The sequence below is a fragment of the Hymenobacter sp. BT559 genome, from assembly GCF_016427535.1.
Lineage (GTDB): Bacteria > Bacteroidota > Bacteroidia > Cytophagales > Hymenobacteraceae > Hymenobacter.
On record NZ_JAELXV010000002.1, the window covers coordinates 604,034 to 616,774 of the forward strand.

Consider the following 12,741-nt stretch of genomic DNA (forward strand, 5'->3'; position numbering starts at 1 on the left):
AATAGAAATCAGAAAACGTAAATAAAGCAGTGCAACAGCCGCTAAAGCATAGTCAGCCACCGCAGGTGGCGTTATCTGCGAAATGCGTTGAATCCGTTAAAGCTGCGATACGGTGCGTTGCTCGATGCGCTTCTCGTAGTCTTTGCCCTGGAAAATGCGCTGCACAAAGATGCCCGGCGTGTGTATCTGGTTGGGGTCGAGCTCGCCGGCGGGCACCAACTCCTCTACCTCGGCCACCGTAATGATGCCGGCCGTAGCCATCATGGGGTTGAAGTTGCGGGCCGTGCCGCGGTAGATGAGATTGCCGGCAGTGTCGCCGCGCCAGGCTTTTACCAAGGCAAAGTCGGCGCGCAGGGCCGTTTCGAGCAGGTACATCTTGCCGTTGAACTCGCGGCTTTCCTTGCCCTCGCCCACCTCGGTGCCGTAGCCAGCCGGGGTGTAGAAGGCCGGAATGCCCGCGCCGCCCGCCCGGCAGCGCTCGGCCAGCGTGCCCTGCGGAATAAGCTCTACTTCGAGCTCGCCGGCCAGTAGCTGGCGCTCAAACTCGGCGTTTTCGCCCACGTAGCTGGCAATCATCTTCTTCACCTGCCGCTGCTGCAGCAGCCGACCTAGGCCAAAATCATCGACGCCGGCGTTATTAGAAATGCAGGTGAGGTCGCGCACTCCGAGGCGCAGTAGCTCGGCAATGGCGTTTTCGGGAATGCCGCAGAGGCCGAAGCCGCCGAGCATCAGGGTCATGCCGCTGGCCATGCCGGCCAGGGCGGCCTGGGCGTCGGCCACAACTTTATTTATCATGGGTGGGTAGGGTAGAGGCAGGAGGGAGGTAATTGACGGGCAAAAATTCACCCATTTTTTCGAAACCCCAGTACCCGTCGGTATAAACGGCCAGCGGATTTGCCAATTGGCCATTGGGCTCAATCTCTACCTCAGGCTTCATCAGCACCAGCTGCGACACCTGCACGTCTTGCGGCGGCGGGGACGGCGCCGAGCCCCGCACAGCGCGCGCGGGCTGGGGGTGGTAGTTAGCATCGGGGCCGGCAAGCAAATACGTTACCTGCAGCTGGTCCTGAAAACGCAAAAACACGCGCCGGCCGTCGGCCGCCACGCGGCGCAGCTTATCCACGTGCAGGGGCGCCATGTAAAGCAGGGAAAAGCTGGTCGGCACGGCGGCCCACTGCTTGAGCGAATCTCGCTCGGTGGCCGAGTAGGCGCGGCGCTGCCGCAGCAGCGCCTGGCGCAGGCTATCGGTGCGGGCAAAGTGCGGATTGGGCACAATGCGCAGCCGCCGGGCCACAAAACCCTGCGCCGTGTGCTGGCTGTCGCGTAGGCTGCGGAAAAAGTGCGGAAGCGACCCTAGGTAGGCCCGCACCCGGTTGGCATCCCACTGGCGGCGCTGACGTGCCGAGCGGGTCGGCATTTCTTCAAATATTGGCTGGCCATAGAACGTGACGACCTGCTGGGTAAAATTGCAGGTAAAGCGCAGGTCGTAGTACTTCACCCGGTAGCCTAAAGCCTGATTGTCAACCTGTACGTAGTTGCGGGCAGTGGCCGATAGCTCGGTGGTTTTGGGGTCAAAGTCGACCAGTACATCGTCGGGATTATGAATGCGGCACTGCTGCGAAAACGTGCTGTGGCCTAGGAAGAGCTCCTTAAATTTCTGGTAATCGCCGGGGTTGTTGGGGCGCGGCCGCACCACCACCTCCCCCAGCTGGGCCCCCGTCGGGGCAAGGTTCAGCGTCAGTTGTTGCGGCGCTGGCCCTACGGTAATGGCCTGCTTGGCTAGGCGGTAGCCCACATAGGAGGCCACAATATCGTAGCTGCCCGCCGGCACGCCCGCAAGCGTGAAGGTGCCCTGCTCGGTAGTAGTAGCTCCTAGGGTAGTGTTAGCCAAGAAAACGCTGGCAAACGGCAACGGCTTTTGCGTCAGCGAGTCGCGCACGACGCCCGTGAGGGTGGCCTGGGCAGCAGCCAGCCCCGGTAGCAGCCATAGCAAAGCAAGCAGCGAGTAAAGACGCACGTTTGAAAACAAGGCTGGATGAAACAACTGCGACGAATAAGCCCGGTAGCCTGTGTGCGCCGAGCCTATTTGCTTACGTGGTTGTGGCCCTGGTAGATGAGTAGCCGGGCTAAGAGTCTGCACAGCATGGCACCGGCTGTGGAGGTCGTGCAGCCACTTTGCCCTGTGTCTGCCAGTTTCTTAGCACCGCGCTATAGCTAAAAAAGCCTCCCTAGGACGACCTAGGGAGGCTTTTTGCTACAAGCCGGCTACCGTACGCTCGGCCTGTGCTTACCTGGCTTTGGCCTGTGAGGCCGCGGCCGACGCCGGCGCGGCAGCTACGGGCGGCACGTAGTCGAGCGGCAAAAGCTCGCCGATGCGCTGGAAACCCCAGTACTCGCCCCGGCCCACATCGAAGGGGTTTTCGAGCGTGCCATTGGGATTGAGCTCGGTTTCGGGGGCTAGCAGCGACAGGCGCGACACCTGGCGCTTGGCAGGCATGGTTTTGTCGGCCGCTGGCCCAATGGGTGACATCGGCGCAGTGTAAGCCGGGTCGGGCGCCTCGCCAAAGTACGCCACTTGCAATTCGTCGGAGAAGCGCAGGAAGACCCGGCCATCGGCTGCCACGCGGCGCAGACTGTCGATGGGCCGGGCGGCGGGGTTAAGCTGCGCAACGGGCGGCAGCTCAGACCAGGCGCGCAGCGAGTCCAACTCGGCCTTCGTAAACGGGGTCTTTTTCTTGCGCAGTGCTGCCTCGGCCCGGGCCGCGCGTTGCGGCACTACCAGGCGCACCTGCTGCGCCAGAAAGTTATTTTCCTTTACCTTGTTATCGTACACGCTTTTCAGGAAGTGCGTGAGCGAGCCGTTATAAGCCGCCAGACGATTGGCTGCCCACTGGCGGCGTTGGTTCTCGTCCTTAGGCTTCATTTCCTCGAATACGGTCTGGCCCTCGTAGCTCACCGCATCGGTGTTCTCGTTGTACTGGAAGTTCATGCCGAAGTACTTGAGGCGATAACCCAGCGCCTTATTCTCCACCTGCACATAGTTAGGGGTGCTGGCCGTCAAGGTCTTGGTGGTATCGTTAAAATCAATGTCCACGTCTTCCGCATTGGTGATGCGACACTGCTTGGAGAAGGCCGTGCGGCCCACAAACAAGTCGATAAACTTGCGGTAGTTGTCTTCCTGGTGGGAATCGGCGTGCACTACTACCTCGCCCAGCTGCGGCCCCGAAGACGGTAGCCGCAGTGTTACGGCCGGAGCCGTGGCGCCCGCCGTCACCGTAATGCTTTGCTTAGATAAGCGGTAGCCCACGTAAGAGCCCACGATGTCGTAAGTGCCCTTCGGCACCCGGTCTAGCACAAAGGCGCCGTTCTCGTTGGTAGTGGCCCCTAGGGTGGTGTTGGCCAAGAAAACGCTGGCAAACGCCAGCGGCTCGCGCGTTACGGAGTCTTGCACCACACCCGTGATGCGGCCCTGGGCGTGGGCGGCAAACGCCGCCCCCAGCCAGCAGCCCAACAGAATAACCAATCGCAAATAGCGCATAAGCAGTACCTAAAGCGTAAGAATAACAAAAAGGGCTTCGCAACTACTGGGCCAAGGCGGCCCGCGTAGCCTGCGCATCTAACGCCAGTTGGGCCGTTAGCGCATCTAGGCCGGTATATTTTTCTTCGCCGCGCAGCCACTTCACAAATTCCAGCGTCAGTTCTTGGTCGTACAGGTCGCCGCTGAAGTCGAGCAGGTTGACTTCTATTGTCTGCGCCAAGTCGGCCCCAATGGTGGGGCGCACCCCGATGCTGAGCATGGCTTGGTGCCGCGTGCCAGCCGCTGTAGTGGCCCACACCGCATAGATGCCCTGGGCCGGCACCAGTTTGAGCGCCTCGGTGGGCTGCAGGTTGGCGGTGGGGTAGCCAATGGTGCGGCCTAGCTTCTGGCCGTGCACCACCGTGCCGGTGAGCGGGTATTCGTAGCCTAGGTAGCGGGTGGCGGTGCTCACGTCACCAGTGCGCAGCGCCTGCCTAATGCGGGTGCTGCTCACGCCCACGGCGTCTACGTCCTGGCGCGGTATTTCTTCTACCGTGAAGCCGTAGCGGCCGGCGTGCTGGCTCAGGTACTCAAAGCCACCCTCACGGTTTTTGCCAAAGCGGTGGTCGTAGCCAATAACCAAGTGCTTGGCACCTACGGCTTTCAGCAAAATTTCCTGGATATACTGCTCCGAAGTCCACTGCGCAAACTCGCGGGTGAAGGGCATCACCAGCAAGTAATCGACGCCAAACTCGGCCAGCCGCACAATGCGCTCGTCTAAGGTATTGAGCAGCTGTAGCTCCAGCAGCTCGGGGTGGGTGGGCGGCGGGCCCAGCACCAGGCGCGGGTGCGGCCAGTACGTGATGACCACCGCCGGCCCGCCCACCGCATCGGCCACCTGCCGCAGCCGGCCCAAAATGCGCTGATGCCCGCGGTGCACCCCGTCGAAGGTGCCGCTTGTCACCACGGCGTTGGTAAGAAAGGGAAAATCGGCTAGGTCGCGGATAACTTGCATAAGGGGCGCAGCGCTAGCTGATTAGGCCGAAGGGGTGCCCCCTTCTGGGTGAAGTGGCAGGTCGGGACCCGCCGCGGGGGCGCGGTCGGCCTGCTGAGCCGCATAAAAGTCGAGGCCCACGCGGGCGGGCTTCAACCGCTCGCGCCGCTGGCGGGGCGCGGGAGCGCCACCATCAGCGGCTGCGGGGCGGGGCGGGCGCAGGGCCTCCACCTCGGCCACCGTCCAGGCGTCGGCCAGGCGGTACTCGCCGATGCGCGTGCGCACCAGCCGCGTGAGGTGCGCGCCGCACCCTAGGGCCACACCTAGGTCGCGGGCCAGGCTGCGGATGTAAGTGCCCTTGGAGCACACTACCCGAAAGTCAATGTCGGGCAGCGTGATGCGCGTCAGCTCAAAGGCTTTTATCTCAACTGTTTTGGCCTTTATTTCGGCTTGCTCGCCCTTGCGGGCCAGCTCGTAGGCGCGCTTGCCTTCGACCTTCACAGCCGAAAACACGGGCGGAATCTGCTCTATTTTACCTAGGAACGTGGCCACGGCCGCCTGAATCTCGGCTTCGGTCAGGTGCTCGTAGGGCTGCTCCTCATTTATGGGCGTTTCGAGGTCGAAGCTCGGCGTGGTCTGCCCTAGGCGGAAGGTGCCTTCGTACTCCTTTTCCTGCGCCTGAATTTGGTCTATCTCCTTGGTCTTCTTGCCGGTGCACAAAATGAGCAGCCCGGTCGCCAGCGGGTCGAGGGTGCCAGCGTGGCCTATTTTGCGTGGGCGCAGCGTGTTCTTCACCTTGCGTACCACGTCAAACGAGGTCCAGGTCAGCGGCTTATCGAGCAGCAAAACCTCGCCCGCTTCGAAGTCAAAATCAGCTAGTGCTTTCTTACTCATACTAACTGCAAATTTACCCCCAGGCCCAGCAGCAACAGCAAGAAGCCGCCCACGATGATGCGGTAGATGCCAAATGCCCGAAACCCGTACTTAGCCACGAAGCCCACAAACAGCCGAATAGCCAGCAGCGCTACCACAAAAGCTACCACGTTGCCGAGCACCAGCAGCTTTATTTCCTGCCCCGAAAACAGCTGGCTAATCTCGACGCCGTGGGCGTGCGCTTCTTTATAGTAGTCGTAAATGTCTTTCACAGCCGCCGCTGCCATCGTAGGCATGGCCAGGAAAAAAGCAAACTCGGCCGCGGCCCGGCGCGTCAGCTTTTGGCTGAGGCCGCCGATGATGGTGGCCGCCGAGCGGCTCACGCCCGGCACCACGGCCAGGCACTGAAACAGGCCAATAAACAGCGCTTCCTTGAAGCTGGGATTGGTGACCGGGTGGCCGCCAGCCTTGGGGTCCTCCTGCGGAAACCACTTGTCGATGAACAGCAGCACTATGCCACCTAGGAGCAGCATCACGGCCACCGTGGTTACCGATTCAAGTAGCGCGTCGATGTGTTTTTTCAGCAGCAGGCCTACTACCACAATGGGCAAGAAGGCCACCAGCAGCTTCAGGTAAAAGTCGAAGCTCTGGAAAAAGCGCTTCCAATACACTACCAACACTGACAAGATGGCCCCAAGTTGAATAACCACCAGGAAGAGCTTGGCGAAGGGCGTCATGGCAACGCCCAGCAGCTGGGAAGCAATAATCATATGGCCGGTGCTGGAAACGGGCAGAAACTCGGTGAGTCCTTCCACGATGGCCAGCAGCAGCGCGTGCCAATAAGTCATGTAGCAGTTGTGAGGTAAGTAGGTGTTTATAAGTAGCGTAGGGATATCAGTGCAAGGAGGAACGACAAAGCAATCGCACCGAAACGGGACCTAGGCGGGCTCGTTTGGAGGCAATTGCTTCGTCGTTCCTCCTCGCAAATGACAAGTAGGATGTAGTGCTGAAACGCGCAAAAATTACAGGCGCTTATAAGCAGGCTTGGTCGGCGCGGGCGCAGGCACCACTGGGGCCGCTGCCGTGGGCGCCGCTACGGGGGCAGCCACGCCGGGGTGCGCAGGGGCTACCGGCACCTCCTGGCCAGGATTGCTACGCGCCATAATGGCGACAAACTCAATGATGAAGCCAATTACCAGCAAAATGGGGCCCAGCGTGAGCCCTAGGAACCCTTCGCCGTACTGGGCGCCATCGAGCATCATCGTGATGAAGCCGACGGCCAGCACAGCCAGGCCCGCCCACATGAGGCGGTAGTTGCGGGGGCCAAAGGCGAAGCGCGGGGCCGGAGTGGTTGGTTGCATACGTTTAGTGCTTAGTTGATGGTGCTTGGTGCTTAGGTCGTAAAGGAGTGCTAAGCACTACTAACCAAGCACTAAGCACTAGATTAATACAGTTCGTCGAGCGAAACGCCTAGGTACTTATTTACGGCGCGGTACGAACTCAGGAAACCGATAACGGTACCTAGGCCTACCACCGCCGCCAGCAGCAGCGCAATGAGGCGGTCGTCGCGTAGCAGCTTCAGCTGCTCCACTTCGAGGTAGGCATACTGTAGCAGCGCCACCAGCACGAGGGCCGCTAGCCCCCCGCTGGCAAAGCCCTGCCAGGTAGCCCGCCGCAAAAACGGCTGCTGGATAAAGAACCGAGTCGCGCCCACCAGTTGCATCGAGCGGATTAAAAAACGCTGCGAGAACAAAGCCAGCTTGATGGTATTGTTAATCAGGATAACCACTACCACTACCAGCACCGCCGCAAAGCTCACCAGCAACAAGCTAACTTTAGTCAGATTCTGGTTGATGCTGTCAAACAAGGACTTGGGATACTGAATCTCGAATACACCGCGCTGGCTACTCAGGCTGCGGCTCAGCTGCCGCAGGTGCATGGTATCGGTATATTCGGGCTTGATTTTGAGAGCGTAGGCGTCGCGCAGCGGGTTATCGTCCAAGAAGGTGCGAAAATCCTCGCCAGTGCTTTCGAGTAGTTGCCGGGCGCCTTCCTCCTTACTCACGAAGCGGATTTGAGCGCGGCCCTCTTTCACGGCCACGTAGGGCTGGTGCTCTAGGTCTTGCTGTAGGCGCAGCAGCTCAGTTTCGGGCAGGTTGCGCTCTAAGTACACCTGCACCTCCAGGTTTTCGCGCACTTGCTCGCTCAGCTTGTGCGCGTGCAGCAGCAGCAAGCCAAACAGGCCGATAACCACCAGCGCCAGCGTAATGCTGAATACTACCAGCGGAGTAGGGTAGGAGCCAAGTTTCTTTTTGCGGCGCGGAGGCATAGAGGGCAAAGATAGACCGCAGATTCAAACGGATTTGTCGGATTTAACGGATACGCCAGCTTCGCTGGTTGACTATTTGAGTGTTAAATAGCTGTTTAATAAACTAATGAGAGTGTGGTCTTGTGCCTTAAGCCGTTTGCTATGTTTATTGTGTCAACTGATAGTGTAGAAAGCTCAGCAGCATAGAAAGCCGACGAAGCTGCTTCTGCGCTTGAGTAGTCAGTCCGCCGAAAGCGGGCGTATCCGTTAAATCCGACAAATCCGTTTGAATCTGCGGTTACATGTTCGTCTTAGGGTCTTCTTCTACGGTGAGTACTTCGCGTGCGCGCTGGCGGTTGCGCTGGCGGCGCGTCGGCGACTCGCGACCAAACAGGTCGCGCAGCGAGCTAAACTCCTCGGTGTGCAGCAGCGAAATGCCGGCCCGAGCCTGGTTCTGGTTCACGTTGTTGATGAGGTCGCCGGTGCGCGGGGTGGTTTCGTAGCGTAGTTTGGCCCGGAACTTACCATCGGGCCGCAGAAAGTACTCTAGGCTAAAATCGCCGAGCAGCGACGACTGGTTAGTGGTGGTGATGCCCGTTGAGGAAGTGGTTGTATTTGTGCTATTGCTGATGCCGCCCTCGCGGGTTAGGCGCAAGCGGCCGTTTAAAAACGAATAGCTCAAGCGCACTTGCAGGGCTTGCAATTGGTCGGCGGTGAGGCCGTTGATGTTAAAATCAATCTCTAGGTTCTGGTCAATCTGCGAGGTAAGCGCCCCAAGCTGCGACGAGATAATCTGCCCTAGGCTGTTCTGCACAGCATTGCCCTGCCCGCTGAGCGACACGCTGGTAAAAGCATTTTGCTGCGACAGCGTGCGGAAAACCAACAGGCTGAACACCTGACGGTTTAGCTCCTGCTCGTCGTTGCGCAGCAGGGCAATAAAGGCAGCCAAGTCACTCTGCAGCGAGCTAGGGGCATCGTTAAACTCCAACGCCAGCTTAATAACCGGCAGCAACAGTGGCCCAGTCAGGTTCATCACAGCCGTAACGGGTACTACCGCCGAGCCACTGCCAGTGCCCGCACCGCTGGTGTTTTGCAAAATAGGTGAGAGTGAGGTGCGCTGGGTATACGTTGCGGTCACGTTCATTTGCCCGTCGAGCGGGTCGCCGTTCCAAGTAATAACCCCGCCCGGTCGCACCACAAATTCTTTGTTTACCAAGCCTTGCAAAGTGAAGTTGTAGGCGCCGCGCACAATCTCGACCTGGCCATACATATTGAACTCGCCCCGCGTGTCGATAGCCAAGCGTAGCTGCCCAGTGGCCGCCCCCCGAATCACGTCGCCGGTAGCTTCGTCGAGCAAAATCTCGAGGTAGGCGTCGGGCGTCACCGTCAGGTTCATATTAAGCTGAATGCCCGATAGGTCAACCTTATTCTGCGCCGCCAGCGCCGCGGCCGTGATGGCCTGCCGCCGCTTCACCGAGTCGGGCAGGTTGCGGTTTACGAACTTGATGTAGGTGGCTTGCTGGGCCTTGGCCGCGTTGTCGAGGGGCAGCGCCAGGCGCGTGCCTGCCTCCGACGTCGCGCGCACATCCACCACTAGGTCATCGACGGGGCCACGTACAGTGGCCGAGCCCGAGGCGTAGGCCGTGCCAAAATACAGGTCGTTATCCTTGCGTGTCGTATTGAGAACCTGAAACCTACGGAATGCCGCCCGTAGGTTCAGGCTCATATTCTGAAAGCCCTGGTGGTTAATGGCGCCATCCACAGTGCCTGTGTTGCCTTGGGCGTCGCGCAGCTTGATGCCCGCCAGCAAGATGCTGGTATTGGTAAACGTGATGCGGTCGGCGAAGGTGTACGTGGTACCTAGGTAGCCAAACGTGAAGCGCCCATTCTGCACGTCTACCGCCCCCGTGAGGTTGGGGGCGCTAAACATTCCAGTCAGCATTAGCTCGCCTTGGCCCGTGCCCCCAAGCCGGTCCAGAATGCCGGTGAGAAAGGGCTGCGCCAACACCACGGGCGCGTCGTTGAGCCGGCCGGTAAGGTTAAACTGCTGGGTAGTTGACTTAGGTGCCAGGTAGCCCGTTACCGTGAGCACGCGCTGCTGCTGGCGGGCTACGTCGAGGTTCACGCGCAGCTGGCTAGTGGGGTTATCCCAGTCGCCGCGCCCCGCCACCTGCCCGATGGCCACGCCCTCATACACCAGCGAATCCACGGCCAGCGTACTGTTGATAGCCAGGTCGTTATAAATGCCGCTTACCGACGCCTGCATGTTCAGGCGCCCACCTAGGCGCTGGCCAATAACCGAATTGAGCGTGCCTAGGTCGAAGTTGGCAATGTCGAGCTGCAAAGGCGGCTGGTGTGGGTCGGGCGAGATGATGCCCTGCGCGCTCAGCCGCTGGTTGCCGTTGCTGAGTACGAAGTTCTGAATATCGAGCCGCCGGCCGTAGTCGCTGATGCGTATCACGTTCTCGGCCGCGATGGTATATTCTTTATCAAGCAGATGCAGCCCGCTTTGGCGGAAAACTACCTCCACCTGCCGCGGCAAAAACGAGAGTGCCCCGTTGATAGTAGCGCGGTTGGTGGTGCCGCTTTGGGCCAGCGAGGTCGAGAAATTGATACGCTGCTGGTCCCATACGCCTTCCACCACAAATTTCTCGGTGTTGCCCAGCCCCGGCACCAGTTGGCGTGCCGAGGTCACGCTGGCCTGGGCCAGCACTTCGGGCCGGTAGGGCAGCTTCGAGGTAGTGAAGTCAAACTCGGTAGCCACTGTGCGCACCGGCCCATACCAAATACTGTCGAACTTGCCCCCGAGCTGCAAAATCGACGTTTCGCCCTGCCGGAACGAGCCGTCGATGCGGCTGTTATCTGATACCTGCAGGTCAGGCATCAGTAGGTTTAGCAGCGGGTTGATATGCTTGAAGTTCAAGTCAAAATCAATCTCGTAATTAGGCAGAGCTTGCTGGCGCTTACGCCGATAATAGGCCGCTGTGGCTGCTTCGTTGCTCTCAAAATTGAGGCGGTATTCGTGCCACAGCGTCTCGATGTCGCGCCGCACGGCTGCCACCTCAAACCGACCGGCCGCCGTCACGGCCAGCAGCTCCGAGCGCAGACTTACCCGGCGCTCGCCGCGGCTGTTGCGGGTGCTGGTCACGTCCAGGGTGTCGAGGTCGAGCGTTTGGCCGCGCAGCGTAAAGCGCGAGTCGCGCAGTCGGGCGTAGCCGAGTAGCGAGTCGAGCTGCGTGCCGCGCAGGTGCACCTGGGCTTTGGTGCGCACCACCAGCGGCATGTCGAGCAGACCTAGGGTTCCTAGGTTGGCCCGGCCGATGGCGGCGGTCACGTCTATTTTTTGGTGGCGCGGGTTCAGGTCAAACTCGCCGTTGGCACTAAGCTGCACGGCGGGGTCGTTGGCGGTGATTTTACCCTTAAAGCCCTGTCGGGCAAAGTCGCCGTCGAGTGTCAGGTTGCGGTAGCGGTAGCCGCTCAGCCAAATGGCAGGCACCGATACCACGGCGTGCCCCTTGGCCACGGGCGGCACAAAGCCGGTGCCGGTAACCTTGCCATTCAAGGTCACGTCCCGAATCACTGACTCATCGCCCAGAAACTTACCTAGCTGGAAGGCTGTGCTTTGCACGTCGCCTTCGTACACGGCGTGGTCAAAGTCGCTCTTGGTCTTGAGGTTAAGGTCGGTCGAAACCTTACCTAGGGCGGTGTCAAACGAGGCGTTGGCCACGAAGTCGGTCACGTAGCCCACAAACTGGCCGTTCAGCTTCACCAGCCCTAGGCGCTGCACCAGCTTGTTGGCCGAGCGCGGCAGCCAGCGGCGCAGGTCGGCCGCATCCACCTGCGAGGGCTTCAGGCGCAAGTCCATCAGGCTGCTGCGCCAGTTCGGCAAGTTGTCGGCGTGGGCGCGGGAAGCCACCACGTGAGTGCGCCGACCGTAGCGCACGTCGAGATTTTTGATTTGGAAATCACGCACGTATCCCTTGGCGTCGCCCGAAATCTGGATAGAGTCCTTGAGCGTGGCCAACTGCGGCGCAAACTTGGCGATGTCATCGGTATAGACCTTGGCACCACGCAGCTGCGTGATGACCCGCATCGAGTCGTTGAAGTCAGCGAAGTTGCCAAAGCGGTGGTACTCAAAGCGCAGATACTTCTGTAGCTGGCTGCGGCCCACACGCAGGGTCAGGTCTTTGAAGTCCCAGAAGTGTTCGTTGTACTGAATGTCAGCCGTGAGCTCGCGCAAGCGCGTTTGAGAAGGCACCTCGATGGCGCGTAGGCCCGCGACCCGCGCCCGTAACGTATCGGTTTTGAAATTCAGCGCCGAAATGTCGGCATACACGCTATCGACCTGCATGTGGGCATAGTCGATACTGCGGCCGTAGGCTGGGTCGCGGGGCGCATCGGGCCGCTCCAGCTCGAAGTGGCCGTTGCGAATAGCTACGTCGTGCAGCTGAAAGTCGAAAGGCTTTGAATCTTTCTTCGTCGAGTCGGGTGGCCCGGCCAGGCGCTTTATGGCGCTCAGAAACTGGTCGAGGGTAGTCGAGTCGGGCTGGCCCGCCACATCGCGGAGCGCAAAGCGCGGCTCCGTGAGCGTGAGCGTGCCCACGTGCAGGTGGCTGGGGTCGAATACTGAAAAGAGCTGAATATCTGCGTCGGCCCGCCCTATGCTAAACAGCTCACCCCCGCGGCGGTCGCGCACCCGCACGCCATCGAGCAGCACGTGCGAAAAAGGCCGCACGTCTACCCCGGCAATTTCTACTACCTGCCCCATCTTGTGGGTAAGCACGGCGGCAGCCTTTTGGGCCAGCCGCGTTTGCACGCTGGGCACGCGCAGCGCCACTAGCACGCCGCCCACCAGCACCAGCCCGAACACCAGCAGGCCGAAGACGATTCTGAGCAGAATGCGAAAAGCGCGACGCACGAATTAGGGCAAAAAGAAGTTATGAGCGGCTAAGCCCAGCTAGTAAAACGCAAAGGTGCGGCTTTTAGCGCACAGTGTCTCGGCAAACGCGACAGATAGTCGGCGGGTTCGCCCGACCTTTGCGGGCGCTT

9 protein-coding genes are annotated in these 12,741 nt (G+C 60.1%); all 9 read right to left on the reverse strand.

Annotated features, from left to right (window positions below; translation table 11 throughout):
- Positions 1 to 96: 96 nt before the first annotated feature.
- The 9 genes from JAO77_RS09105 to JAO77_RS24525 all read right to left on the reverse strand — a co-directional run bounded on the left by JAO77_RS09105 (position 97) and on the right by JAO77_RS24525 (position 12,610).
- A complete protein-coding gene (locus JAO77_RS09105) occupies positions 97 to 795 on the reverse strand; it encodes a CoA transferase subunit A (protein WP_198990006.1) in 699 nt (232 codons plus the stop codon).
- Positions 785 to 2,017 carry a carboxypeptidase-like regulatory domain-containing protein gene (locus JAO77_RS09110; RefSeq protein ID WP_198990007.1) on the reverse strand — a complete coding sequence of 411 codons (1,233 nt, stop codon included), beginning with the start codon at positions 2,015 to 2,017 and terminating at the stop codon, positions 785 to 787. Before JAO77_RS09110 ends, JAO77_RS09105 begins: the two co-directional genes overlap by 11 nt.
- A gap of 270 nt (positions 2,018 to 2,287) precedes the next feature.
- Positions 2,288 to 3,538 (reverse strand): carboxypeptidase-like regulatory domain-containing protein, encoded by a 1,251-nt coding sequence (locus tag JAO77_RS09115; protein ID WP_198990008.1) that lies wholly within the window; start codon positions 3,536 to 3,538, stop codon positions 2,288 to 2,290.
- A 43-nt stretch (positions 3,539 to 3,581) separates the two neighbouring features.
- Positions 3,582 to 4,532 (reverse strand): bifunctional riboflavin kinase/FAD synthetase, encoded by a 951-nt coding sequence (locus JAO77_RS09120; protein ID WP_198990009.1) that lies wholly within the window; start codon positions 4,530 to 4,532, stop codon positions 3,582 to 3,584.
- Positions 4,533 to 4,553: 21 nt separating this feature from the next.
- The gene (gene truB, locus JAO77_RS09125; RefSeq protein ID WP_198990010.1) at positions 4,554 to 5,405 is read right to left on the reverse strand and encodes a tRNA pseudouridine(55) synthase TruB; all 852 of its coding nucleotides are present in this window, start codon (positions 5,403 to 5,405) and stop codon (positions 4,554 to 4,556) included.
- Positions 5,402 to 6,232, reverse strand: a complete 831-nt coding sequence (locus JAO77_RS09130) for an undecaprenyl-diphosphate phosphatase (protein WP_198990011.1) — start codon at positions 6,230 to 6,232, stop codon at positions 5,402 to 5,404. Before JAO77_RS09130 ends, truB begins: the two co-directional genes overlap by 4 nt.
- 174 nt (positions 6,233 to 6,406) lie before the next feature.
- Positions 6,407 to 6,745 (reverse strand): DUF3098 domain-containing protein, encoded by a 339-nt coding sequence (locus JAO77_RS09135; RefSeq protein ID WP_198990012.1) that lies wholly within the window; start codon positions 6,743 to 6,745, stop codon positions 6,407 to 6,409.
- 83 nt (positions 6,746 to 6,828) lie between these two features.
- A complete protein-coding gene (locus JAO77_RS09140; RefSeq protein ID WP_198990013.1) occupies positions 6,829 to 7,713 on the reverse strand; it encodes a cell division protein FtsX in 885 nt (294 codons plus the stop codon).
- A 277-nt stretch (positions 7,714 to 7,990) separates the two neighbouring features.
- Entirely contained in the window at positions 7,991 to 12,610 is a 4,620-nt protein-coding gene (locus JAO77_RS24525; RefSeq protein WP_198990014.1) for a translocation/assembly module TamB domain-containing protein, read from the reverse strand.
- Between the last annotated feature and the right edge of the window lie 131 nt (positions 12,611 to 12,741).